The sequence below is a fragment of the Streptomyces sp. NPDC002054 genome (assembly GCF_040296685.1).
In the GTDB taxonomy this organism is placed as follows: Bacteria; Actinomycetota; Actinomycetes; order Streptomycetales; family Streptomycetaceae; genus Streptomyces.
Window position 1 is genome coordinate 1 of sequence record NZ_JBEOXT010000004.1, and the last position, 22,443, is coordinate 22,443.

At 71.0% G+C, this 22,443-nt stretch carries 19 protein-coding genes and 1 pseudogene; 9 read left to right on the forward strand and 11 right to left on the reverse strand.

The window, feature by feature from the left end:
* Nucleotides 1-117: 117 nt before the first annotated feature.
* The 4 genes and pseudogenes from ABT123_RS04615 to ABT123_RS04630 all read left to right on the forward strand — a co-directional run bounded on the left by ABT123_RS04615 (nucleotide 118) and on the right by ABT123_RS04630 (nucleotide 4,228).
* Nucleotides 118-1,013, forward strand: a pseudogene (locus ABT123_RS04615) (IS5 family transposase).
* An 83-nt stretch (nucleotides 1,014-1,096) separates the two neighbouring features.
* A complete protein-coding gene (locus ABT123_RS04620; RefSeq protein ID WP_351309763.1) occupies nucleotides 1,097-1,708 on the forward strand; it encodes a hypothetical protein in 612 nt (203 codons plus the stop codon).
* A 245-nt stretch (nucleotides 1,709-1,953) separates the two neighbouring features.
* On the forward strand, nucleotides 1,954-3,210 hold the full coding sequence (locus tag ABT123_RS04625) for a DUF2716 domain-containing protein (RefSeq protein WP_351309765.1): 1,257 nt from the start codon (nucleotides 1,954-1,956) through the stop codon (nucleotides 3,208-3,210).
* A 199-nt stretch (nucleotides 3,211-3,409) separates the two neighbouring features.
* Nucleotides 3,410-4,228, forward strand: coding sequence for a zinc metalloprotease (locus ABT123_RS04630; RefSeq protein ID WP_351309767.1), 819 nt, complete (start codon nucleotides 3,410-3,412; stop codon nucleotides 4,226-4,228).
* 4 nt (nucleotides 4,229-4,232) lie between these two features.
* Here ABT123_RS04630 and ABT123_RS04635 read toward each other — a convergent pair whose 3' ends face one another.
* Both ABT123_RS04635 and ABT123_RS04640 read right to left on the reverse strand, forming a co-directional pair.
* Nucleotides 4,233-4,814 (reverse strand): hypothetical protein, encoded by a 582-nt coding sequence (locus tag ABT123_RS04635; protein ID WP_351309769.1) that lies wholly within the window; start codon nucleotides 4,812-4,814, stop codon nucleotides 4,233-4,235.
* Nucleotides 4,811-5,314, reverse strand: coding sequence for a SigE family RNA polymerase sigma factor (locus tag ABT123_RS04640; protein WP_351309771.1), 504 nt, complete (start codon nucleotides 5,312-5,314; stop codon nucleotides 4,811-4,813). The genes ABT123_RS04635 and ABT123_RS04640 overlap by 4 nt, the downstream gene beginning before the upstream one ends.
* A gap of 190 nt (nucleotides 5,315-5,504) precedes the next feature.
* On the opposite strand from ABT123_RS04640, the gene ABT123_RS04645 reads away from it, so the two are divergent.
* Nucleotides 5,505-5,906 carry an ATP-binding protein gene (locus tag ABT123_RS04645; protein ID WP_351309772.1) on the forward strand — a complete coding sequence of 134 codons (402 nt, stop codon included), beginning with the start codon at nucleotides 5,505-5,507 and terminating at the stop codon, nucleotides 5,904-5,906.
* Nucleotides 5,907-5,911: 5 nt separating this feature from the next.
* On the opposite strand, the gene ABT123_RS04650 is transcribed toward ABT123_RS04645, so the two are convergent.
* The 3 genes from ABT123_RS04650 to ABT123_RS04660 form a co-directional block, all read right to left on the reverse strand.
* Complete coding sequence (locus ABT123_RS04650) at nucleotides 5,912-6,550, reverse strand: hypothetical protein (RefSeq protein WP_351309774.1); 639 nt, start codon at nucleotides 6,548-6,550, stop codon at nucleotides 5,912-5,914.
* A gap of 86 nt (nucleotides 6,551-6,636) precedes the next feature.
* The gene (locus ABT123_RS04655; RefSeq protein ID WP_351309775.1) at nucleotides 6,637-7,497 is read right to left on the reverse strand and encodes a TIGR03619 family F420-dependent LLM class oxidoreductase; all 861 of its coding nucleotides are present in this window, start codon (nucleotides 7,495-7,497) and stop codon (nucleotides 6,637-6,639) included.
* Nucleotides 7,498-7,575: 78 nt separating this feature from the next.
* Nucleotides 7,576-8,688, reverse strand: a complete 1,113-nt coding sequence (locus tag ABT123_RS04660) for an ADP-ribosylglycohydrolase family protein (protein ID WP_351310110.1) — start codon at nucleotides 8,686-8,688, stop codon at nucleotides 7,576-7,578.
* A gap of 307 nt (nucleotides 8,689-8,995) precedes the next feature.
* Here ABT123_RS04660 and ABT123_RS04665 point away from each other — a divergent pair, with 307 nt between their 5' ends.
* A complete protein-coding gene (locus ABT123_RS04665) occupies nucleotides 8,996-10,066 on the forward strand; it encodes a tyrosine-protein phosphatase (protein WP_351309777.1) in 1,071 nt (356 codons plus the stop codon).
* A gap of 18 nt (nucleotides 10,067-10,084) precedes the next feature.
* Here the strand turns inward: ABT123_RS04665 and ABT123_RS04670 are convergent, their stop codons facing one another.
* Nucleotides 10,085-12,688 carry a bifunctional FO biosynthesis protein CofGH gene (locus ABT123_RS04670; RefSeq protein ID WP_351309778.1) on the reverse strand — a complete coding sequence of 868 codons (2,604 nt, stop codon included), beginning with the start codon at nucleotides 12,686-12,688 and terminating at the stop codon, nucleotides 10,085-10,087.
* 64 nt (nucleotides 12,689-12,752) lie between these two features.
* Nucleotides 12,753-13,535, reverse strand: coding sequence for an SDR family oxidoreductase (locus ABT123_RS04675; protein WP_351309779.1), 783 nt, complete (start codon nucleotides 13,533-13,535; stop codon nucleotides 12,753-12,755).
* 409 nt (nucleotides 13,536-13,944) lie between these two features.
* Here ABT123_RS04675 and ABT123_RS04680 point away from each other — a divergent pair, with 409 nt between their 5' ends.
* Nucleotides 13,945-14,886: a helix-turn-helix domain-containing protein gene (locus tag ABT123_RS04680; RefSeq protein ID WP_502970863.1), complete on the forward strand. Its 942-nt coding sequence runs from the start codon at nucleotides 13,945-13,947 to the stop codon at nucleotides 14,884-14,886.
* 17 nt (nucleotides 14,887-14,903) lie between these two features.
* Here the strand turns inward: ABT123_RS04680 and ABT123_RS04685 are convergent, their stop codons facing one another.
* The gene (locus ABT123_RS04685; RefSeq protein ID WP_351309783.1) at nucleotides 14,904-16,109 is read right to left on the reverse strand and encodes an aminotransferase-like domain-containing protein; all 1,206 of its coding nucleotides are present in this window, start codon (nucleotides 16,107-16,109) and stop codon (nucleotides 14,904-14,906) included.
* A gap of 126 nt (nucleotides 16,110-16,235) precedes the next feature.
* Between ABT123_RS04685 and ABT123_RS04690 the strand changes: the two genes are divergently transcribed.
* The gene (locus tag ABT123_RS04690) at nucleotides 16,236-17,090 is read left to right on the forward strand and encodes a hypothetical protein (protein WP_351309785.1); all 855 of its coding nucleotides are present in this window, start codon (nucleotides 16,236-16,238) and stop codon (nucleotides 17,088-17,090) included.
* 108 nt (nucleotides 17,091-17,198) lie between these two features.
* On the opposite strand, the gene ABT123_RS04695 is transcribed toward ABT123_RS04690, so the two are convergent.
* The 3 genes from ABT123_RS04695 to ABT123_RS04705 all read right to left on the reverse strand — a co-directional run bounded on the left by ABT123_RS04695 (nucleotide 17,199) and on the right by ABT123_RS04705 (nucleotide 19,549).
* Nucleotides 17,199-17,411 (reverse strand): DUF397 domain-containing protein, encoded by a 213-nt coding sequence (locus ABT123_RS04695; protein WP_351309787.1) that lies wholly within the window; start codon nucleotides 17,409-17,411, stop codon nucleotides 17,199-17,201.
* A 212-nt stretch (nucleotides 17,412-17,623) separates the two neighbouring features.
* Nucleotides 17,624-18,505 carry a helix-turn-helix domain-containing protein gene (locus ABT123_RS04700; RefSeq protein ID WP_351309788.1) on the reverse strand — a complete coding sequence of 294 codons (882 nt, stop codon included), beginning with the start codon at nucleotides 18,503-18,505 and terminating at the stop codon, nucleotides 17,624-17,626.
* A gap of 282 nt (nucleotides 18,506-18,787) precedes the next feature.
* Entirely contained in the window at nucleotides 18,788-19,549 is a 762-nt protein-coding gene (locus ABT123_RS04705) for a GOLPH3/VPS74 family protein (protein ID WP_351309790.1), read from the reverse strand.
* Nucleotides 19,550-20,804: 1,255 nt separating this feature from the next.
* Between ABT123_RS04705 and ABT123_RS04710 the strand changes: the two genes are divergently transcribed.
* On the forward strand, nucleotides 20,805-22,388 hold the full coding sequence (locus tag ABT123_RS04710; protein ID WP_351309792.1) for a D-alanyl-D-alanine carboxypeptidase family protein: 1,584 nt from the start codon (nucleotides 20,805-20,807) through the stop codon (nucleotides 22,386-22,388).
* The last annotated feature ends 55 nt before the right edge of the window (nucleotides 22,389-22,443 follow it).

Here is a 22,443-nt window from a genome sequence, read left to right on the forward strand (position 1 = left end):
CTCACCCGACAGGATCAACTCGGCCTTCGGCCGCCCAGTACGCGCCACAGGCCAAGCCTACACATCTGAACGGAATTCCTGACTCAGAAGACTAGGACCTGTCTGATAATTGATCTTGTGGTGGGTCGTGGTGAGCTGCCGGATGCAGCGTGGGAGCGGATAGTGCCCCTGCTGCCGGGTGTTGATGGGCGAGGTCGGCCGTGGCGGGATCACCGGTAGGTCATCAACGGGGTGTTGTGGCGGTTGCGGACAGGTGCGCCGTGGCGTGACCTGCCGGAACGCTATGGGCCGTGGCAGACAGCCTATGAACGGTTCGCCCGCTGGGAGACGGACGGAACCTGGGCTCGCCTGCTCGAGCAGGTCCAGGTCCGGGACGAATCCGTCGGATCCGTGGAGTGGACGGTGTCGGTCGACTCCACGATCAACCGAGCCCACCAGCACCCCGCCGGCGCCCGCAAAAAGGGGCGGCGGCTGGGGACGAACTGGAAGATCCGGCACATGCGACGGTTGGCCAGGCGCTCGGCCGGTCCAGAGGCGGGCTGACCACCAAGGTCCATCTCGCCTGCGACGGCCGGGGCCTGCCCCTGGCCGTCGTCGTCACGCCTGGCAACGTCAACGATTCCACCGTCTTCGACGAAGTCATGGACGCCTTGAGGGTGCCCCGGACCGGCGCCGGGCGGCCCCGCCGCAGGCCCGACGCGGTCATCGCGGACAAGGCGTATTCGTCACGGGCGATCCGCCAGGGCCTGCGGCGGCGGGGTATCCGCGCGGTCATCCCGGAACGAGCCGACCAGAGAGCCAACCGTGTGCGGCGCGGACAGACCGGCGGCAGGCCGCCGGTCTTCGACCGCGAGCTCTACAAGGCCCGCAACGTGGTCGAACGCTGCTTCAACCGCCTCAAGCAGTTCCGCGCGATAGCTACCCGCTTCGACAAACTAGCCACCCGCTACAAGGCCGGAGTCCACCTCGCCTCACTCATCCTCTGGCTCCGCGAATCCACCCAAGGACCTTAGGGCGCTTTTTCAGGGCCGGGTCGTCGACCTTGGGCGATCACGGAACTTGACCTCAATCGCAGTTGAGGTTGAAGGCTGGTGCCATGACCGCCACCGTTGCCGGCCTCCAGCCGGTCGCACTGCCCGACCCTGACCGTCCGGACGCGGGCCTCATCCTGGCGTCCCTATGGCACACCGAGGGGCCCGAACAACAGCAGAAGGTTATGTCCGGCGTCATGGACGCCTGGGAGGAGGCCCCGCTGCCGGCTGCGTACCTTGCGCGGCACTGTCTGGCAGGATCCGACGGCCGGACTATCCTCAACTTCGCCCAATGGACGAGTTCCGACGCGCATCTGGCCTTCGCCGCCGACCCTCGCAACCAGCAGATTCTGGGCAGCGCCATTCAGGCGCTCTACTCGGCCGATCCGCCGGGCCGTTACGCGCCCCACCGCTTCGAGGGGCGGCACGATGGAGCCGCCCGCTACTTCACCGCAACGTGGTACGACACCGAGGACGCCGGGACGGCCCGATCGCTTGCCGATGAGTTGGCCGAACGTGACTCCGCCGACCCGGCGTCCGCGGTCGCTGTAGCGGAGTACTTCTACGTCGGCGAGGACGGGCGGCAGCTCTTGGTGCTCGCCGGGTTCGAGGACGAACCTGGCGGTGCCAGCCTGTGCTTCCGCCCGTTCCGCGGGCTGGCGAGGTCGGCGCGCTAGGGACCCACTCCCACGTCGCACCCGTCAGCTTGCCACGACCGGCCACAAGGTCAATTGTCAGACAGGTCCTAGTTGGCCCTTTAGCGCGCTACTTGGCCCATCTGAGTGTTCTAGATGGCCCCTGACGCCGTCGGGACACCCCTGACCTGTGTGTATGGATGGTCGGGGCGGGAAACTGCCCCGAGGCGTGTACCCCCAAGGTCCTGACGCCGGGACGCCTCCGAGCCCCGTCTAGGCTCCCGCGCATGGACATGGGCGAGCGGTGGGCGGAATACGACGGGCTGCGGGGACGGGCCCCCTCGTGGCATCCGGTCGGGGTGGTGGTCCAGGCCGATGGGCCGGTCGTGCGCCGGCACTACGGGACGCACGGCACGGCCGAGCACGCCCCCATCGCGCCCGGGACCGACATCGCCAGCCTGGTTCGCTGCCAGCAGGAAGCCTTCGCGGATCGTGACGAGCCGGTGGAGTGGAAGGTGTACGGGCACGATTCGCCGGACCTGGGCCCGGCGCTGACGGCGGCGGGGTTCACTCCGGGCTGGGAGCGTTCCGTGCTGATTGCCGAGGAGCTGCCGGGCGAGCAGCCCGATGTTGTGGCGGAGCCCCGGAATGAAATCCGCAGCCTGTACGCGGTACAGGAGCAGGCCGAACGGGCCTGGGAGATCGCCGTCGGTTCCCCCGGCCCGCACGCGGTGCCCTATGCGGAGATGATCGCGGACGGCGCCTCGGAGCACGGCAACATCTACATCGACGTCCTCCTGCAGCACGGCGAGGTGACCGCCGTGGGCTGGGTCTACGCCGACCTGACCCGCCCCTTCAAAATCGTCGGTGGGCTGAGCGGCGACGACGCAGACTTCGTCAAGGACTGCACCGCCCACTGGCGCACGCAGAGCTCACGTCCCCTCCTCGCCGAGGCCGGAGGCCTCCTGCGCGAGCGGCTTCTGAAGGCCGGCTTCATCGAGGCAGCCACCGTCCGCTCCTACTACTGGCGCCCGACCGGCACCCCCGAGACCACCCGCCCCGCGCAGTTCCTCGACTGGCTCCTCGACGACGTTCCACTGTGGGACCGCTTCTACACGGACTTCGACTTCAAGCCGAGCACCACCTCCCTGCCCGCGATCAGCGCTCCCGTTCCCTCCGCCGTCTGGCATCTGCACGCCCACCACCGGCCCGTCCCTGACCTCCCCGAACAGATCGACGCGATCGTCCAGCGCGGACTGCTCACGGCCACCGAGCCCGGCGAGTTCGTCTACTGGCTCGACTGGCAGCACGACGGCTACCGCTACGACACCCGCCGCACCGACCTCCCTGGACGGCCGCCCCGACCCGGCAAAGGCACCTACCCCAATGGCGACTACTACCTCCACCTCACCCACGACCTCCGCCTGGGCACCTTCGGCCACCCCTGGGAACAGACACTGACCGTCTGGGGGCCCCCGCTGCTCGCCGCCGTCGAGGCGGAACTGACCGAGCTGCTCGGAGAGCCGGTCAGGCGCCGCGACTGAAGGGTGGCCAGGGTCCCCGTCCTCGTCTTGAGGTCGGGAGCCCGAACGCGACACAGGTTGGCGCGGTTCCGCAGCGGGCGGGAATCGGCCAGGTGGGGGTATTCGGCCACTTTGACGGGAAGGGTGTCGTCCGGTCGGGGGGTGATGTGACGATCCGTCATGTCTCGAATGGACATTCGAGAACGGGAGGGGAGTCGTCATGCGCCACGCACGAACGCTGACCGCCACCGCACTCGCGGCCACCGCACTGACCACAGTCCTGTTGACCGCACCCGGATCCGTCGCCGGGGAAGGGCCGGCCATTCCGCCCCAGCGGCCCAACCCGGCGCCGTCCGCCGAGGCCAATGGTCGGGCGGTTGTGCCGGAGGAGGTTGAGACCAGCTACACCACGGCCGACGGGGTTACCCACGGGAGCGTGTACCTGGCCGCCCCCGGGGTGACGGCCAAGGAGCTTGCCGCCAAGCTGCGGGCCGCCGGAGTGCGGGGTGTTCTGGAGCCCGGGGCTGTGTCCACGATGGCGGGGAACTGCGGGTGGGGCAGTGCCGCGAACCTGGACGGGCAGTGCCCGGTGATCAACTGGCGTCGCAATGGGTACACGAACCCGCAGATTTACTACAACGACCGGTCCGGGGCGGGCTGGCCCCAGGGCACTGTGCTGACCCAGTGGAACCAGTCGCCGAACATCCACGTGGAGCGGGCCACCGGCGGCTGCCCCGGGTACAGCGGAACGCACTGTGTCGATGTGGTCGACGGCAGTTACGGGGCCACCGGGTGGCTGGGTGTGACCAGTTACAGCTACGACTCGGCGCGCTTCTTCGTCGACGGCACGGTGTCGATCAAGTACAACAACTCGTACCCGTCGAACCACCGCGCCGTCGCCTGTCACGAGAGCGGGCACGCCTTTGGGGTGGGGCACAACACCAGTACCAATAGTTGTATGTACGGGGTCGATCCGAAGAGTAATGTGCCCAATTCAGATGATTATGCGTTGATTGTGAATCGGTTGTACCCGCGCTGATTCGCTAGGCGCAGCCGGGGGCGTTCGGTGCCGGGGTGAGGGTGACGGGGGCGTCGAGCCAGCCGGGGGCTTCGAAGCGGAGGCTGTCGGGGGCGGTCAGGGTGGCGTAGCCGGGTACGACCGGCGGGCCCGAGGCCGGTCCCTGGGGGCCCGGGAGGTTCGGTGGGGTGGCGGGGACGGTGCCGGCCTGCCACATGCGGCCGGCGAAGGGCAGGTAGCGCAGGCCGCAGTGCGCACCCCAGTCGAGCGGGTACGTGCGCCCCACCTCCGCGGCGGCCGGGCCGGTGGCCGGGCTGCCGGGGGTCACCGTACGTCGTTCCGGTTGGTGGGCTGGTGGTGGTGCTGTGGGGGAGGTCGGCCTCGTGGTGGTGGCTGTTTCGGATTCGCCTCGGCCTCCTAGGCCCAGGGTGATTACCGAGGCCAGTACGGCGCAGGTCAGTACTCCGGCTGCCGCTCCCGCCGCCCGCCGCCGGTCCCGGCCGCGTCGGATCACCTCGGCCACCGGGGCCGGGCCGGCCGGCTCGCCGTCCACGAGCTCCCGCAGGCCGGCCCGCAGTGCTTCCTGTTCCCTGTCGTTTGTGGTCATGAGCTGGTGCTCCCCTCGTCCTTCTCGGGCACGTTGTTTCTGAGGTGCGCCAGGCCTCTGGCCGTTCGTGACTTGACCGTCCCGGTGCTGCAGCCGATCAGTTCGGCGGTTTCGGCGATGCTGAGGTCTTCGTAGAAGCGCAGGACCAGTACGGTCCGCTGGTCCCGGGGGAGTGTGGCCATGGCCCGCGCCAGGTCCACCCGCTGGCCCCAGCCGCGCTGGGGGTCCGGTCCGGGGCGGTCGGGGAGGATTCCGTGCGGCAGCTCCCCGCGCCAGCGGCGCCGCCACCAGGATCCGTGGACGTTGACCAGCACCCGGCGGGCGTAGGCGGCCGGGTCGTCCCAGCCGTGCCGGCGCGACCAGGCCAGGTAGACCTTCAGCAGAGCCGTCTGCGTCAGGTCCTGCGCGGTGTCCCGGTCGGCTGCGAGCAGCAGCGCCGTACGCAGCATCCGCGGGTAGACGGCCTGCGCGAACTCGGCGAATTCCGCGTCCCGCTCCACGTGGTCCCCTCTCCGGCCGGGCGTTGCATCCCGCACTCTGACCGTCTGGGGGGTGGGAAAGGTTCCGTCCATCGGGGTGGTTACGGTGTGTGACTCTCGTACAGTCGCGTTGTACGAGGTCCTGTGCTGCCGAAAGGGCTGGTCAGCGCGGGAGCGTGGCGGTATGACAGCACTGCGGCGAGCTGCCGCCATGACCGTACACACGTTCACTCAGCGTTTCAGTTCCACCCGGCGGGGTGCCCGGCTCGCGCGGCATCTGGCCGTGATCGAGCTCGCCGACTGGGGGCTGCCGCTCGGTGGGGGTGACTCCGATGCGGCTGCGTTGGTGGTGGCCGAGCTGGTGAGCAACGCCGTTGCTCACGGGCGGGTGCAGGGGCGGGACTTCGAGTTGCGGATGGTGCTGATGCACGGGGTGCTGCGGGTCGAGGTGTCCGATGCGCGGCGGGACCTGCGGCCCGTGGTGCGGGAGCACGAGTCGGGGGCCGAGGGCGGGTACGGGCTGCGGATCGTGGAGGCGGTCGCCTCCGGGTGGGGGGTGCACGACCGGGTGGTCGGCAAGACCGTGTGGGCCGAGCTGCCCGTCCGCGGCTGAGGCAGTTACAGGGCCTTGGCGCTGGCCAGGATCGTGTCGACCTCCTCGCGCTGCGCCTGGTCCGGGTCCTGGGCGACGCCCATGAGGAAGGCGGAGCGGTCGGCGGTGAGGGTGGTGACGGTGAAGCGGAGGTGGGCCGTGCCGGCCTTGCCGTCGTCGATCTTGAGGGTGACCGTGTGGGCCGGGTGGCCGCTGACCTTCGTCGGCTGGGAGTCGGTGATGGTGGAGCGGCCGTCCGGGAAGAAGAAGGCCGCGTTGGAGCGGGCGGAGCGCTCCGTCTGCCGCTTGAGGTCCGCCTCGGCGATGGCTCCGGCGCGGCCGGCCAGCACGGTGGCGGCCGAGTCCTTGGAGATCGTCGAGGTGAAGGCGTTGATCAGATCGCCCTGCTTCTCCGGCTGCTTCCAGCTCTCGGGGATCCCGTACGACAGGCCCGCGGCCTGGTCCGTGACCCGGGGGCGGCCCGCCAGAGGGGAGTCGTCGTCCTCGCGGAGCAGCCACCAGCCGGCCGTGGCTGCCACCGCGAGCAGGACGAGGGCCAGGGCCGCGGCCAGGACCGTGCGGCGGGCGCGCGGGGGTCGCATGGCCGGGGGCGGGCCGAAGGCGGCGGGCGCGGGGGTGTGCGGGGGCTGAGGCGGGGTGGTCATGGGTCCAGCCTCGCGGATGGGGGGCGGGCCGGCCTGAGTGGTCGTACTCAGGCCGGTACTCAGATGTCCGGATGGGGCGCCGGCTGTTACAGGTACCGGGCGAAGTCGTCCAGGGTTCGCAGGACCTCCGGCTCGGTGGCCGAGGGCAGTTGCAGGACGACCTCCTCGATGCCCAGGTCTGCGTAGTGCGCGAGCTTGCCCGGGCTGGGCTGTACGGCGTACGGCACCACCTGGAGGGCCTTCGGCTCGCGGCCGGCCAGCTCCCAGGCGGCCCGCAGTACCGGCAGTGACTCGGCGAGTCCGCGCCCGCCGATCGGCAGCCAGCCGTCCGCGTACTCCGCGATGTGCGTGAACAGCTTGGGGCCGGCCGCGCCGCCGATCAGGGTCCGCGGGCCGTGCAGCGGGAGGCCGCCGGCCAGTTCGCGGGCGGGCTGCGCGGGTTTGGGGTGGGCGAAGCTGGCCCGGACCGAGCCGAACTCGCCGATGTAGCCCTCCGGTTGCGGAGCCCACAGGGCCCGCATCAACGCCATCCGGTCCCGGACCAGTTCGCGGCGGGTGCGCCAGTCGACGCCGTGGTCGGCGGCCTCCTCGACATTCCAGCCGTACCCGATGCCCAGGGTGAACCGGCCGCCGGACAGATGGTCCAGGGTGGCGACCTGTTTGGCCAGGTCCACCGGATCGTGCTGGGCGACCAGGGTGATCCCGGTGCCGAGCCGCAGCCGCTCGGTGACGGCCGCGGCCTGGCCGAGCGCCACGAAGGGGTCGAGGGTCCGGCCGTACTGCTCGGGCAGCTCCCCGCCCATCGGGGCGGGGGTGTCCCGCGAGACCGGGATGTGGGTGTGCTCGGGCAGGTACAGGGCGGCGAACCCGCGCTCCTCCAGGCTGCGGGCGATGCGGACCGGGGACACGGTCCGGTCCGTCAGGAAGATGGTGGCGGCGATCCTCATGTGCTGACACCTCCGTCAAGTGGATGCCCCACCGTACGGTCTGCATACGCGAATGCCGAGAGGACTGTGCCGAGAGGACTACCCGCGCGGGTAACGCGCCAGCCAGCCCGCCGAGGAGACCGCCGGGCCGTGCAGGGTCGGGCCCTGGGTCATCTCCAGGGCGAAGTCGTCCGAGATCTCCAGGATCGTCGCCCGCCCCTCCAGGTCCGCCAGCCAGGGGGCGGGCAGGGCCGTCTCCCCGTGCAGCGCCCCCAGCAGGGCACCGCACAGCGCACCGGTGGCCGTCGAATCGCCGCCGTGGTTGACGGCGAGCCGCAGGCCGTGCCGGATGTCCTCCGCAACCAGTGCGCAGTACACGGCCACGGCGAGGGCGTCCTCCGCGTCCCGGCCGTCGCCGGGCGAGAGGGACTCCACCGTCTTCGGGGACGGCGGTCCGGCGGTCACCGCCGATACGGCCCGCTGCAGGGCGTCTGTGACCGGCTGCCGGCCGGGCCGGGCGTCCAGCAGTCCCACGGCCCGCTGCACCGACGCGTCCAGCGATTCACCGCGGGTCAGGCCGTGCACGATCACCGCGAAGGCCCCGGCGGAGAGATAGGCGGTGGGGTGGCCGTGGCTCTGCGCGGCGCACTCCACGGCCAACTGGAGGACCAGCGCGGGTTCCCAGCCCACCAGCAGCCCGAAGGGGGAGGAGCGGACGGTCGCGGCGGCGTCCCGGGCGGTCGGGTTCTTCGGCTTGTCCAGGGTGCCGAGGATCTCGTCGCCGAACCCGGTCAGGCAGGCCCGGTCGGGTCCGCGCCGGGCGTAGAGCCATTCCTCGTGCGCCAGCCAGCCGTTGTCCTTGCGCCGCTCGTCCGGGCCCCAGTCGTGCTGGGTGGCGGCCCATCGCAGGTAGGCGCGGTGGATGTCGGTGGGCGGGTGCCAGGCGCCGGTGTCCCGGCGTACGTGGGCCCGGATCAGGCCGTCCACGGTGAACAGGGTGAGCTGGGTGGAGGCGGTGACCGCGCCCCGGCGGCCGTAGGCGGGGGCGGGTTCGGTGAGGCCCTCCAAGCCGTGGGTCTCGCGGATGCCGTCCAGGGAGAGGCCGGCCACGGGCGCGCCGAGGGCGTCACCGATGGCCGCGCCGAGCAGGGTGCCGCGGACCCGGCTGCGGAAGTCCTGCTGCTCGGTCCGGCCCCAGAGCCCGGTGGTCACGGCACTGGTCACGGCGCCCGTCCCCGTATCCCGTTGCTGCTCCGCCGTGCTCTCTGCCACCAGGTCCATGCGGTCTCCCCCACCCTCGTTCTGGCGCGCACTGTAGTGGACAGTTCCGATCGAAATCGGAAGCTCTGCGTCAAGCAGCCTCTAACTAAGCGCAGAAAGGCCGGAAACCGAACAGTTCCGGCCGTCTGTCTGGCATGGGCTGCTTAGGTGGCACGTTTTGCCACTGTCCTTCCGGGCGGCCGGTTTCGGCCACGTCGTGTTCACGCCCGGTTTCCCCGCGCCGCCCAGCCTCGCAGTCATGAAGAAGGCAACCCTCGCCGCGACCGCCGTCGCCTCCGCCCTCACCCTCTCCCTGACCGTGGCCCCGGCCGCCACCGCCACGGTGTCCCACCACTTCCACGACCGGCACGCCATTCCCTTCACCGAGGCCACCGTCACCGCCGCCGCCGACGGTTCCTCGTACACCCTGAAGTGGAAGGCCCAGGGCACCAAGCGGGTCGCCGTCAAGGCCAACGGCAAGGTCGTCGCCAAGGGCGGCGCCACCGGCGAGGCCGTGGTCACCGGCCTGCCCGCCGCCGACCGCCAGTGGTTCGACTTCAGCGCCGACCGCGGTGCCGGCCTGCGCCTCGCCGACCGGCTGATCAAGCTCGACGGTGCCGTCAACTTCCGTGACGCGGGCGGCTACCGCACCGCGGACGGCCAGTGGGTCAAGATGGGCGAGGTCTACCGCTCCGACGCCCTCAACAAGCTGACCGCGAACGACCTCGCCAAGCTGCAGCGGCTGCGCGTCAAGACGGTCTTCGACCTCCGCATGGCCGACGAGCGGGCCAAGGACCCCGACCTCGTCCCGGCCGGGGCGCAGTACGTGGTCGCCGACGTGTTCGCGGGCTCCGGCTCGTTCCAGACCATGCCGAAGACCCCCGACGAGGCGGTCAAGGCGATGGTCGACGCCGAGAAGGCCATGGTCAGCGGCGAGGGCGGCAAGAAGGCGTACACCCAGGTCTTCGACGGCATCCGCCGCGACGACAGCCGGGCCGTGCTCTTCCACTGCACCGCCGGCAAGGACCGCACCGGCTGGTCCAATGCCGCCCTGCTGACCGCCCTCGGGGTGCCGCAGGAGACGGTCATGGCCGACTACCTGGCCAGCAACGACTACCGCAAGGCCGCCAACGACGCGATCCTCGGCCACCTCCCGCCCCAGCAGGCGGCCGTCTACAAGCCGCTGCTCGACGTCCGCGCCGAGTACCTCAACTCCGGCTACGACGAGGTGAAGGCGAAGTACGGCACCTTCGACCGGTACCTCCAGGACGGCCTCGGCATCGACGCCCGCGAGCTGAAGCGCCTGAAGAAGGACCTGCTCGTCGGCTGACCCCCCGGCCCGCAGCCCTCACTCCAGGACCGGCAGCAGCTCCGGCAGGTGGCCGTCCGAAGCGGCGGCCACCCGCTGCCGCTCCTCCGGCACCTCCCCGTACAGCGTCGTACGGGCCTTCGCCGGCCGGCCCGCCGCCTCCGCCACCGCCACCAGGTCCCGGACCGACTTGTACGAGCCGTAACTCGATCCGGCCATCCTGGAGATGGTCTCCTCCATCAGGGTCCCGCCCAGATCGTTCGCACCGGACCGCAGCATCTCGGCCGCGCCCTCCGCGCCCAGCTTCACCCAGCTGGTCTGGATATTGGTGATGTGCGGGTGCAGGAGGATCCGGGCCATCGCCGTCACCGCCCGGTTGTCCCGGACCGTCGGCCCCGGCCGGGCGATCCCCGCCAGGTAGACGGGTGCGTTGGTGTGGATGAAGGGCAGCGTCACGAACTCGGTGAAGCCCCCGGTCTGCTGCTGGATCCGGGCCAGGGTGCGGAAGTGGCCGAGCCAGTGCCGCGGCTGGTCCACATGCCCGTACATCATGGTGGACGAGGAGCGGATGCCCAGCTCGTGGGCGGTGGTCACCACATCGATCCAGTCGGCGGCCGGCAGCTTGCCCTTGGTGAGCACCCAGCGCACCTCGTCGTCCAGGATCTCCGCCGCCGTCCCCGGGATGGAGTCCAGCCCGGCCTCCTTGGCCGCCGTCAGCCAGTCCCGTACGGACATCCCCGTGCGCGTGGCGCCGTTGACCACCTCCATCGGCGAGAAGGCGTGCACGTGCATCCCCGGCACCCGCTCCTTCACCGCCCGCGCGATGTCGAAGTACGCCGTCCCGGGCAGGTCCGGGTGGATGCCGCCCTGCATGCACACCTCGACCGCGCCCACGTCCCAGGCCTGGGCCGCACGGTCCGCGACCTGCTCCAGCGACAGCGTGTACGCGTCGGCGTCCGTGCGGCGCTGCGCGAAGGCGCAGAACCGGCAGCCGGTGTAGCAGACGTTGGTGAAGTTGATGTTCCGGGTGACGATGTAGGTGACCTCGTCCCCGACGACCGACTTCCGCAGGTCGTCGGCGATCCGGCAGAGCGCGTCCAGGGCCGGGCCGTCCGCGTGCAGCAGGGCGAGCGCCTGCTCGTCGGTGAGCTTCGTCGGGTCGTCGGCGGCCTGCGCCAGGGCCGCCCGTACGTCCGTGTCGACGCGCTCGGGCACCATCCCGGGGGCCGCCGACTCGCGCAGCGCCTCCCAGTCGCCGTAGACGTGGTCGAAGTCCTCGCGGCGGTCGCCGGTGCGGCCCTCGGTGTCGATGGCGGTGTGCAGATCGGTGCGGCCGGAGGCGGCGAAGGAGGCGAAGCCCTCGTCGGGCTCCTGCCACGGGTGGCCCTCGACCGCCGCGTCCGCGTTCGCGAGCCCGGTCTCCGGGTCGGCGAGAGCCCGGACGTGCGGCAGCAGCCGCGGGTCCAGCCAGGGCTCGCCGCGCCGCACGAACTCCGGGTACACGCACAGCCGCTCGCGCAGCTCGAACCCGGCCGCCGCGGACTGCCCGGCGAGCAGGTCGATCTGCGGCCAGGGGCGCTCGGGGTTGACGTGGTCGGGGGTCAGCGGCGAGACACCGCCCCAGTCGTCGATGCCGGCGCCGATGAGCCGGACGTACTCGCCGTCCACGAGGTTCGGCGGGGCCTGCAGGCAGGCGGACGGCCCCATGATGTGCCGGGCGACGGCGATCGTGGCCACCAGGTCGTCCAGTTCGGCATCCGGCATCCCGCGCATGGCCGTGTCCGGCTTGGCGCGGAAGTTCTGGATGATCAGTTCCTGGATGCCGTGGTACGCCCGGGAGATGCGGCGCAGCTCGAAGAGGGACTCGGCGCGCTCCTCGTAGGTCTCGCCGATGCCGATCAGCAGCCCTGAGGTGAAGGGCACCGAGGACCGGCCGGCGTCCTCCAGGACACGCAGCCGGACGGCCGGCTCCTTGTCGGGGGAGCCGTGGTGCGGGCCACCGGGTTCCGACCACAGGCGGGTGGCGGTGGTCTCCAGCATCATGCCCATGCTCGGCGCGACCGGCTTGAGCCGCTGGAAGTCGGCCCAGGACATCACCCCCGGGTTGAGGTGGGGCAGCAGCCCGGTCTCCTCGAGGATCCGGATCGCCATGGCCCGGACGTAGGCGAGGGTGTCGTCGTAGCCGTGCGCGTCCAGCCATTCGCGGGCCTCGGGCCAGCGGTCCTCGGGCTTGTCGCCGAGGGTGATGAGGGCTTCCTTGCAGCCCAGCTCGGCACCGCGGCGGGCGATGTCGAGGACCTCGTCGGGGGACATGTACATCCCGTGGCCGGCCCGGCGGAGCTTGCCGGGCACGGTCGCGAAGGTGCAGTAGTGGCACTTGTCCCGGCAGAGCCGGGTGAGCGGGATGAAGACGCTCTTCGAGTACGTGATGACGCCGGGCCGCCCGGCGGCGGCCAGGCCGGCGTCGCGGACGCGTGCGGCGGAGGCGGTCAGGTCGTCGAGGTCGGAGCCGCGTGCCTGGAGCAGGACGGCGGCCTCGGTCACGTCGAGCGCGACGCCGTCGCGGGCCCGCCGGAGCGCGCGGCGCATGGCGTTTTCGGTCGGAGCGTCTGCGTTGCCCGGCGGATTCCCCGTATTGGTCATGCTGGGAGCATACGATCCGACAGATGGGGCACTGCACGGGCGACCGCCGCCCGCAGAGCAGCCCTCACCGCATCAGCTCACCGGCGTTGACCAGCAAGGATTGGCCGGTTATCGCCCGCGCCCGGTCGGAGGCGAGGAAGGCCGTGGCGTCGGCGACGTCCCCGTCGGTGGCGAGTTCCGGCAGTGCCATCCGCTCGGTGAGCCGGCCCAGGACCTGGTCCTCGCCGACCTGCTCGCTGTGCGCGGTGAAGGTGACGTACGCCTGCACCGGCGGCCCCCACATCCAGCCGGGCAGCACGGTGTTGACGCGGATGCGGTGCGGGCCGAGCTCGCGGGCCATCGAGTACATGGCCGAGGTGAGCGCTCCCTTGGAGGCGGCGTAGGCGGCCTGCTGCACCTGCGAGGGCGCGGCCACCGCGGACTGGGTACCGACGATCACCACCGATCCGCCCCGCTCCTTGAGCGCGGGCAGGCAGGCGCGGGTCATGCGGAGCGTGCCCAGCAGGTTCACATCGATGATCTGCTGCCAGGTGCCGAAGTCGGCGTCCTCCAGCCCGCCGAAGTACGAGTCCCAGGCGGCCACGTGCACGACGGCGTCGATCCGGCCGAACCGCTCGACGGCGAGGGCCGCCAGGGCCTCGCACTGCGCCTCGGCCGTGATGTCGGTGGTCCGGTACGCGGTGTGGGCGCCGTCGGGGTCGATCTCGGCGGCGGACTTGGCGAGATTGGCCTCGGTCCGGGCCCCGAGCACGGCGTTCCCGCCGTCCCGCACGACGGTGGCGGCCACCTGGTGCCCGAGCCCGGCCCCGACGCCGGAGACGATGACGGTCTTCCCTTGCAGCAGCATGAGCTTCGCCTCCCGGCGGGGACCGATTTCCTGACGGTGCGTCAGGGTAGGGCCCCGAGGTCCGGGTGGGAACCCCCGTGCCCGGGCGGCTCCCCGGACGGAGACGGCGGCGGTCCGATGGTCATGCCCATGCCCGGCGAAGGATGAACGGGCTGCCGTGTCCTGACCGTTGGTGACACGGTGGGCCCCGACGCATAAAGACCAAAACCCAGGGGGAAAATACCCAACCCCACCCCACCAGCCTCCCCGAGGGCGTCCGTCCCTCACATGGGTGAACTGTGCCAACTGGACTGGATTTCGGCACGGTTGGCGGGCATATGCTCGGCTCGACCACGCAGAAATGCGTCGGCCCCCGCCGGGACTGCCATCCCGAACGAGGGCCTGACCAAACAGGAAGAACCAGTTCCCGATGGCTTTCCAGAATTTTAGCGCGCCCCGCCGCGCCACGTCCCGTGTTCCCGCCGGGAATCACCGAACCGGGGTCAAGCGAGTGACCGATCCACACAACGTCCAGTACACCGTGGTGGGCAACCACCTGGCCCAGCACACCGAGCTGTCGCTGATCGCGATCGGGCTCGCCACCCACATCCAGTCGCTGCCGGACGGCTCCCCGGTCGGCATCAAGCACCTCAGCAGGCGCTTCCCCGAAGGGGCGCAGCGGATCGCCGCGGCACTGCGCGAGCTCGAGGCCCACGGGTACCTGAGCCGGACCCGGGAGCGGCTGCCGAACGGGCAGGTGGTGACCCGTACGGTCTCGTACAACAGGCCGCAGGGAGTGAAGGATCCGGATCCGGAGGACGAGGGGCCGGAGCCGGATCCGGAGCCCGACCCGCCGCGGGGTGGTGGTTCCCGCCGTCGGCGCAGGAAGGCCGCCGCCGTACCCGCACCGGCGAAGCAGGCCGCCCCGCCGCCGGAGCCGCCGCGTGCTCCCGCCAAGGTCGTGCCGCTGCCCCGGCCCGACCGGCCCTCGGCCGGCCTTCACCGGGCCGCCGTCGACCTGCTCGCCGGGCTGCGCACCGAGGACCCCCGCCTGCTGCTCGCAGAGCGGGACGTCCAACGGCTCGCCCCGGCCGTTGCCGCCTGGCTGGAACGCGAGGCCGCGCCCGAGGCCGTGACCCGCGCCCTGGCCGCGTTGCTGCCCCCCGACCTGCGCTATCCGGCGGCCATGCTCGCGTACCGCCTCAAGCAGTTGCTGCCACCGCCGCTGCCCGAGGTTCCCGAGGTGCCCAAGCCGCCACGCCCGGACCCCTTCCAGACCTGCGACGGCTGCGAACGGGCCTTCCGCGCCCCCGAGCCCGGCCGCTGCCGCGACTGCCCGCCGGACGGGCAGCCCATGCCCGACGCCGCCTGAGGCCTTGCCGCGGCGGCTCAGGAGGCCGAGCGGGTCGACCTCTCCAGGCGGGCCAGGCCCTCCGCGATCTCTTCGGGGGTGTGGGTGGTGAAGGAGAGGCGGAGGGTGCGGGGGTCCGGGGTGCCGGTGAAGAAGGGGGCGCCGGGGACGAAGGCCACGTCGTTGGCCACCGCCGACTTCAGCAGGGCCGTCGCGTCCCAGCCCTCCGGCAGGCGGGCCCAGACGAACATGCCGCCCTCGGGCCGGTTCCACTCCGACCCGGCCGGCAGGGCCTCGGCGAGGCCTGCCAGGAGGGCGTCGCGGCGGGCCCGGTAGGCCGCGCGGATGCGGGTCACGTGTCCGTCGAGGTCGGCGGCGGCCAGATAATGCGCGGCGGCCAGCTGGTCCACGGTGGAGGTGTGCAGATCGGCCGCCTGCTTGGCCACCACCGCGGCCCGCCGCAGCCCGGCCGGTGCCCGCAGCCAGCCCAGCCGGAGCCCCGGCGCCATGATCTTGGAGAAGCTGCCGAGCAGGGCCGTACGGTCCGCCGCTTGCGGGAGAGCCGCCAGCCAGGGCACCTCGGCGCCCTCGTAGCGCAGTTCCCCGTACGGGTCGTCCTCCACCAGCCACAGGCCGAGCCGGGCCGCGATCCCCGCGACCGCGGCCCGCCGGGCGGCCGGCAGGGTGCGCCCGGTCGGGTTCTGGAAGGTCGGCACCGAATAGAACAGCTTCGGCCGCTCCCGCCGCACCGCCTCCTCCAGCGCCTCCGGCAGCACCCCCTCCTCGTCGCACGGCACCGCCGCCACCCGGGCCCCCGCGAGCCCGAAGCACTGGAGGGCCGCCAGGTAGGTCGGGTTCTCGACCAGGACCACATCGCCGGGCTCGACCAGGGTGGCCGTGATCAGCGCCAGAGCCTGCTGCGAGCCGGTGGTGACCAGCAGGTCGTCCGGTGTGGTGGGCAGCCCGCGGGCGCCGATCCGCGCGGCCACCGCCTCGCGCAGCTCGGGCGCGCCCTCCGTGGTCGAGTACTGCAACGCCCGCCGGGCCGCCCCCGCGAAGGCGGCGTCGTACGCGGCCCGCAGCCCCTCGCTGTCGAAGAGCTCGGGCGCGGGCAGGCCGCCGGCGAAGGAGATCACCCCGGGCCGTTCGGTGAGCGCCAGGATCTCCCGTACGGGCGAGCCCCCGACCGAGGTGGCCCGGGCGGCGAACGCAGGGGGCGCGGACGGCTGTTGCTGGTCGCTCATGCGGGCTCCTTGGCTGAATCGGTTCGGTGACCGCGGACACACTAGTGAAGAAGTGTGTATCCGCCAATCATTTGTTCATTTGTTCACGGACTCCCCAACTGATGGCTCATCAGATAGACCGGTGCCATGACGAATGGCGAAGAGGAACGAGGCGAACGCGGGGCCGGATATGCGGAGCTCGCCGCGGTGGGTCCGTACGGGGTGCGGCCCGGCCATGCCCTGATCACCATGGTGGAGCCGCACCCGGGCCACGAGTACGCGTACAACCGCTGGTACGAGGACGACCACTACTACGCCGGGGCCATGGCCATGCCCTGGATGTACGCCGGCCGGCGCTGGGTGGCCACCCGGGACCTGCAGGACCTGCGGTACCCCGAGAAGTCGGCGGTCGCCCAGCCCGTCACCGCCGGCTGCTACCTCTCCACCTACTGGGTGACCGAGGGCCGCTATGACGAGCACATGAAGTGGACCGTCGGGATCAACAAGCGGCTCAACCGGGACGGCCGGGTCTACCAGGACCGGACGCACGTGTTCACGTCCTTCCAGGACCACGGGGCGACCGTCTACCGGGACGGTGCCGCCGGCCCCCGGGACTACCACGCACTGGACCACCCGTATGCCGGGCTCATCCTCCAGGTCGTCGACGCGGACGGTCCCGGGCAGCGGGCGGAACTGCTGGAGTGGCTGCGCTCGCGGGCCCTGCCGAAGCGGCTGGCGGGCGGGCCGGCGGCGCTGGTGACGGTCTTCCGGCCGACACCGCTGCCCGGGGACCGGATGACCTATGTGAAGCAGGTCGAGGGCGTCGACACCCGGCTGACCCTGCTCTGGTTCCTGGAGGCCGACCCGCGCGACTGCTGGGACCGCTTCCGCGGGCTGGATGCGGAGGTCGCGGAGGCCGGCCTGGGCCGGGTGGAGCTGGTGGCGCCGTTCATCCCCACGGTCCCCGGGACCGACCGATACGTGGACCGCCTGCGCCACTGAGAAGTGTCCGGGCATGACCGAGCCCCCTCGGCCGGGACGGCGGACCAGTCGAGAGGGCTCATTCGTTGATGCTGGGACGGGGTGCGGGCCGGGTTCTCGCCGTCACGCTCAGGCGAGACGTCCCAGCGTGCCTCCGGTGACTCCGTTGACGAACGAGGTCCACGAAGCCGGCGCGAAGGTGACGGACGGACCGTCCTGCACCTTCGAGTCACGGACCGCGATGGCTTCCATGATCGGGGACTTGACCTCGATGCACGCACCGTTTCCGGCGGAGTAGGAGGACTTGGTCCAGTTTTCGGTGGCACCCTGACGAATAGCCATGTTCTCTCCGGTCCAGCGAGTTCTTCCGATGTGGCGCCAACCTTTTCCTGGTTGGCGTGATCGACGCTACTCGCACCGCTCGTTGAGTGAAGAGGTCATTCACTCGACCGGGTGGCATATTCCATTCAGGCCTTCTGTGGCTGGGAGGTGACGGTGTACCGTACCGGCCTCCCGGCCCGCCCACCGCCGAAGACGGCTCTTCTCAGCCCATCTCAGCCCTTCTGCGCGTATTGGGCAATGATGTCGGAGATAAACTCCCGGGTCTGGTCCACATTGTGGGCCTGGGCGCGCAGATGCTCGTACATCACGCTGTACTTCTGCACATCATTGGCCTTTTCCAGGTACAAATCGCTCGTCACGCCCTCGATGTAGACGACCGTCGAGTCGGATGCGTCCGGGAATTCCAGAATGGCGTACTGCCCGTTCAGTCCGGGATGTGCGCCCATCGAGAACGGCATCACCTGGACCGTGACGTGCGGCAGTTCCGATTGCTCTATCAGGTGCTCCAGCTGCCGGATCATCAACTGCGCGTTGCCCACGCGCCGGCGCAGCGCCGCCTCGTCGATGACCGCCCACAGCCGCAGCGGACCGATGTCCGGATTGTTGTTGGCCGTCTCCGAAAGCCGGTCCTGGCGCCGCATCCGGACCTGGACGCGCTTGTCGATGTCCAGCGGCGCGGTCTCCGGCAGCGCGCCGCGGATGATGGCCTGCGCGTACTCCGGGGTCTGCAGCAGCCCCGGCACGATCTGCGGCTCGTACACCCGCAGGCTGGCCGCATCGGTCTCCAGACCGATGTAGACGCTGTACGGAATGTCGCCGAAGGCGTGCCACCAGCCCTGCTGGCGGGAGTCCTTGGCCATCTGCATGAGCGAATCCACGAGCCTCCGGTCCTCCACCTCGTACACCTCGCACAGGTCGCGGACGTCACGCTGGCTGATGGACCGGCGGCCGTTCTCCAGTCGGCTGATCTTGGACTGGGAGACCAGCAGACGCTCGGCGACCTGTTCGGCCGTCATGCCCTTGTCCTCACGGAGCTTGCGCAACTCCATGCCGAGTCGGCGCCGTCGGACGGTGGGATTGACATTGGACGCCACGGGAACGGCACCTCCGCCTTCTGTCTCGTGCGTACGTGTTCTGTGCGCGCTGCGTGTCTGATAGTGAGCAGACTGCCACCGAACGGTGTGTCACCGCTGGGGAATGTGCGGGAAACACAGACGCGCGGGGCGGCGGGGCCGGCGGACCGGCCTCGCCACCCCGCGCGCTGGCGGCTTCCGGACCGGGGCGAAGGGGCGGCCACGGTCACGGCGACGGCGTTGCTGTGGATCTGCTGGTACGGGTCGTACGGGTCGTACGGTGCTGCGGGTGCTGCGGGTGGATCAGTGCGCGGCGCCGGCGCGGGCCATCGGGGCGCCCCGGCGCGGCTGCAGCGGAAGGCCGCTCGCCGCCGTGGCACGGGCGGCCGGGGCCGGTGCGGATGCCGGTGCTGCTGCGGCACGTTCGCGGCGCGGCTGTGCTGCCACACCGTTCTGGACGTCCATCACGGCATGTGCCACGAGGCCGCCCATCGGGTCGTGCCGGATCAGGTCCCGCAGCCGGGACCTGGACGAACGACCCTCGTTGCCGGGGTACAGGTGCTTGCCGAGACCGACCGCGTGGGCCAGTGCGGCGAGCGCCGCGGTCCGCGGGTCCGGCGGTACACCGGTGCGGATCGCACTGTCGAGCCGGGCACGGATCTCCCGGCTGATGGCCGTGTCGGTCGCCTGGTAGCGAGTCGTCGGCAGCACCCCGCACATCTGTCCCGCCACGGCATGGACCATGCCGCACCGCTCCAGATGAGCGAGGTAAATCTGACGGAGCCCCAGCCGGGGTCCGCCGATCCAGTGGACGGCCCGTACCGGGCTGCCGCGCCTGCGCAGCAGTTCCAGTGCGGAGTCCAGAGTCGGATCTCCTGTCGGCCGTGGCATCACCACGGCGATACGATCCCCATCAGGGGCTATCCGTCCTGCCAGAGCCAGCTCCACTAGCTGTGCCCCGGCCAGGCCGAGGTCGAGCGACTGCGGCTGCGCCGTGGTTCCCGTGGTCGGGTCCAAGGCGAGCAGCAGAAGCTCCTCCGGAATTGTTCTGCGGCTCCTGCCCATCCATGCCTCCCCGCGTGGATGAGTGACAGGGTGACCCCTCTCACATTCATCTGTCGAGAGTGCCTGTCTTCTTTGTGCGGGAACCTGCAGCTATGTCGTTCTCGTCTAGCACGGGGGCGATGTCCCCTAGACGGGACACTGGTAGACGGTTCGGACAGCGATGGAGGAGGAACTGGTGGCGGGCGAGTCCCCCGACAAGTCGGTAGAGCAGGGTTCGGGTTCGTCGGGAGCGGCGGCGGCGCAGGAGCGTGAACCGAAGGGTTCGGGTTCGGGGTCGTCGGCTTCGGCTCCGTCGCCGGAGCGCGACCCCCGCCTGTCGGTTTTGCGCCCGCGCGATGCAGAGCCTGCCGAGCGGCAGGATCCGCTCCGGGCGGCGGTAGCGGCGTGGGTCGCAGCCGCCGACCCCACGCCACCCCCGGCCACCCCGGAGACCCCGGCCGAGCCCCCGGCGCCCGCCGACCCGGCCGCGAAGCCGTCCGCCGAGGCTCCGGCTCCCGCCGACCCGGCTGCGAAGCCGTCCGCGGCTCCCGCCGAGCCGAAGACGTCGGCTGCGAAGCCGGTCGCCGGGGACCCGGCTCCCGCCGAGCCGGCTGCGAAGCCGGGGGCTGACGCCCCCGCTTCCGCCGCGGCGGATTCGGAGCGCACGGCGGTGTTCCGTGCGGTGAAGCCGGCTGCGGATGCAGCTTCCGGTTCCGGGCCGGAGGCCAAGGCTGCGCCGGCCGCGAAGCCGGCTGCGGATGCGGGTTCCGTTTCTGCGCCGAAGGCGCCGGAGACGCCGGCTGCCAAGGCCGGGGCCGATGCCTCGGCTCCGGCTGAGCCGGACCCGGAGCGCACGACGATGTTCCGTGCGGTGAAGCCCTCCGCCGCCGCGGGAGCGGGTTCCGCTTCTGCGCCGGCGGCGCCGGCTGCGAAGCCGGGGGCTGACGCTGTGGCGGATTCGGAGCGGACCGCTGTCTTCCGTGCGGTCAAGCCGTCCGCGGCTGCGGAAGCGGGTTCCGCTTCCGCCCCGGCGGCCAAGGCCGAGTCGGCCGCGAAGCCGGCGGCTCCCGCTGACGCGGCTGAGCCGGCCGCCAAGGCCAAGGCCACGGACAAGGTTGAGCAGGACTCCGAGCGGACTGCGGTGTTTCGGGCTGTCAAGCAGCCCGAGGCTGCTGAGGCGGGTTCCGGTTCTGGGGTGAAGGGCGGTTCGGGGAAGGTCGCGGACGGGGGTGGGTCCGGTGGTGACTCCGCCAACCGCGACGCCGTTCTCCGTGGCATGCGCGAAGACTCCGCACCCGCCACCGCAGATTCCGCTTCTGATCCGGAGGACAGTGAGAAGACCGCCGTCTTCCGGGCTGTTCGTACCGACGTCGATGTCGATAAGGACTCCGGCTGGTTCCGGCCCAGCCCCCGCCCCGAGGCCGGCAGCGCCGGCAGCAGCACGTTTGTGCCGCTGCGTCGGGACGACGACCTGCCCCGCACCCCCGTCAAGCCGGAGCCCAAGCCTGAGCCCAAGCCGGAGCCCAAGCCCGCGCTGACCGGGACCGAGCGGACCACGCAGCAGCCGCTGCCGCCCAAGCCGCCGCTCGACCTGCTTGCCGAGCTCACCAACAACCCGCCCCCGCCGCCCAGCGCCGTACGGACCACCGTCCGGCGGGTCAAGATCTACGCGCCGCTCCTCGTGCTGCTCGCCGTCGTCCTCGGCATCGTCCAGCTGGTCCGTCCGCTGCCCGAGCCGCAGCTGACCATGACCGCCAAGAGCAGCTTCACCTTCGACGGAGCCAAGCCGGACCTGCCCTACCCGACCGACGGCCAGTCGTTCATGGCCGCCGCAGGCCTCGGCACCGTCGGTTCCTCCGGCGAGCAGAAGCCCGTGCCGATCGCCAGTGTGACCAAGGCCATGACGGCGTACATCATCATGCGCGACCACCCCCTCAAGAAGGGGGAAAAGGGGCCGATGATCCCGATCGACAAGCTCGCCGAGTCCGAGGGCCAGAAGGACAAGTCGGACAACGAGTCCACCCTCAACACGGTGAAGGAGGGCCAGTCGATCTCCGAGTACGACGCGATCGCCGCCCTCATGATCCCCTCCGCGAACAACATCGCGCGGCTGCTCGCCCGCTGGGACACCGGCGGCGACCAGGAGGCGTTCGTCAAGAAGATGAACGACACCGCCAAGGAACTCGGCATGACCAACACCACGTACACGGACCCCTCGGGTCTGGACGCGACCACGGTCAGCACCGCCGAGGACCAGGTCAAGCTCGGTCTGAAGATCGTCGAGATGGAAGCCCTGATCGCGATCACCCGGCTCCCCGAGTGGACCGACGCCTCCGGCAAGAAGTGGCGGAACTGGAACGACCTCGTTCCGTTCAACAACTCGCTCGGCATCAAGACCGGCTCCACCACCAAGGGCGGCGGCAACCTGCTCTTCGCCGCCGAGAAGAAGGTCGGCAAGACCAACCAGCGGATCGTCGGCGCGGTCCTGGGCCAGCACAAGCCGCCGATCCTCGACACCGCCATCTCCGCCAGCAAGGCCATGATGCTGGCCACCCAGAAGATGCTGACCAACGCTCCGGTGGTCAAGAAGGGTGAGGTCGTCGGATACGTGGACGACGGCCTCGGCGGCCGGACCCCGGTGGTCGCCACCGCCGACGTGGAGGCGGTCGGCTGGTCTTCGGTGACGGTGGCCATCAAGCTGAGTGCCGGAGGCGGCAAGCTGCCGCAGTCGGCGAAGGCCGGCACCGAGGTCGGTGTGCTGACCGTCGGTGAGGGCGCCAGCCAGGTCAAGGTGCCGGTGGCACTGCAGAGCGACCTGGCCACTCCCGGCATCGGAAGCAAGCTGACCCGTCTCGGCTGACCGCCGGCCGGGACACAGGTGACGACTCCGGCGCCCCGGGCAACCCCGGGGCGCC

What these genes read in the sequence shown, in the direction of transcription:
- ABT123_RS04620 (WP_351309763.1), top strand. Translation starts at nt 1,097, where the DNA reads ATGACCGCCACCGTTGCCGGCCTCCAGCCGGTCGCACTGCCCGACCCT.
- ABT123_RS04625 (WP_351309765.1), top strand. Translation starts at nt 1,954, where the DNA reads ATGGACATGGGCGAGCGGTGGGCGGAATACGACGGGCTGCGGGGACGG.
- ABT123_RS04630 (WP_351309767.1), top strand. Translation starts at nt 3,410, where the DNA reads ATGCGCCACGCACGAACGCTGACCGCCACCGCACTCGCGGCCACCGCA.
- ABT123_RS04635 (WP_351309769.1), bottom strand. Translation starts at nt 4,814, where the DNA reads ATGACCACAAACGACAGGGAACAGGAAGCACTGCGGGCCGGCCTGCGG.
- ABT123_RS04645 (WP_351309772.1), top strand. Translation starts at nt 5,505, where the DNA reads ATGACCGTACACACGTTCACTCAGCGTTTCAGTTCCACCCGGCGGGGT.
- ABT123_RS04650 (WP_351309774.1), bottom strand. Translation starts at nt 6,550, where the DNA reads ATGACCACCCCGCCTCAGCCCCCGCACACCCCCGCGCCCGCCGCCTTC.
- ABT123_RS04655 (WP_351309775.1), bottom strand. Translation starts at nt 7,497, where the DNA reads ATGAGGATCGCCGCCACCATCTTCCTGACGGACCGGACCGTGTCCCCG.
- ABT123_RS04665 (WP_351309777.1), top strand. Translation starts at nt 8,996, where the DNA reads ATGAAGAAGGCAACCCTCGCCGCGACCGCCGTCGCCTCCGCCCTCACC.
- ABT123_RS04670 (WP_351309778.1), bottom strand. Translation starts at nt 12,688, where the DNA reads ATGACCAATACGGGGAATCCGCCGGGCAACGCAGACGCTCCGACCGAA.
- ABT123_RS04675 (WP_351309779.1), bottom strand. Translation starts at nt 13,535, where the DNA reads ATGCTGCTGCAAGGGAAGACCGTCATCGTCTCCGGCGTCGGGGCCGGG.
- ABT123_RS04680 (WP_502970863.1), top strand. Translation starts at nt 13,945, where the DNA reads ATGGCTTTCCAGAATTTTAGCGCGCCCCGCCGCGCCACGTCCCGTGTT.
- ABT123_RS04685 (WP_351309783.1), bottom strand. Translation starts at nt 16,109, where the DNA reads ATGAGCGACCAGCAACAGCCGTCCGCGCCCCCTGCGTTCGCCGCCCGG.
- ABT123_RS04690 (WP_351309785.1), top strand. Translation starts at nt 16,236, where the DNA reads ATGACGAATGGCGAAGAGGAACGAGGCGAACGCGGGGCCGGATATGCG.
- ABT123_RS04695 (WP_351309787.1), bottom strand. Translation starts at nt 17,411, where the DNA reads ATGGCTATTCGTCAGGGTGCCACCGAAAACTGGACCAAGTCCTCCTAC.
- ABT123_RS04705 (WP_351309790.1), bottom strand. Translation starts at nt 19,549, where the DNA reads ATGGGCAGGAGCCGCAGAACAATTCCGGAGGAGCTTCTGCTGCTCGCC.
- ABT123_RS04710 (WP_351309792.1), top strand. Translation starts at nt 20,805, where the DNA reads ATGCGCGAAGACTCCGCACCCGCCACCGCAGATTCCGCTTCTGATCCG.